This window comes from Phaeobacter sp. SYSU ZJ3003 (assembly GCF_041300735.1).
Taxonomy (GTDB): domain Bacteria; phylum Pseudomonadota; class Alphaproteobacteria; order Rhodobacterales; family Rhodobacteraceae; genus Phycobacter; species Phycobacter gallaeciensis_A.
The window spans coordinates 1-344 of the sequence record NZ_PXNU01000069.1; the positions used below are offsets into that span (position 1 = coordinate 1).

Annotated in this window: 1 protein-coding gene; it reads left to right on the forward strand. The window is 59.3% G+C overall.

Annotated elements, in window-relative coordinates; all coding sequences use genetic code 11:
• Positions 1 to 344: hypothetical protein (locus C6W91_RS18870; RefSeq protein ID WP_370571350.1), on the forward strand; the 344-nt coding region annotated here is incomplete at both ends.

The following is a 344-nucleotide window of genomic DNA, read 5'->3' on the forward strand; positions in this document are numbered from 1 at the left end:
GGGCCGATACCTACTACATTGACGTGGTGCCTGCGGACGCAAACGGCGAAGGCACCAGCTCCGGCCATGACGTGATTGAGGGGTTCAATGACGGCGATGTGCTGCAGCTGAACAGCTTTGGTCCGGGTGCTGCCGTGACGATCTCGCTCGAGCACGTGGGCAACGACACGATCCTGACCCTTGGGGCGGGCACCTCCTATGAGAGCACGGTAACGCTGCAGAACTATCACCTGCACAGCTCGTTTCTTCCGCAGGACGGGACGTTCGACGGGAGCTTCTCCATCGTCGGGGACAGCTATAGTGTTGCAACCGATGACTATATTGTCGGCAGCGATGGTGGTGTT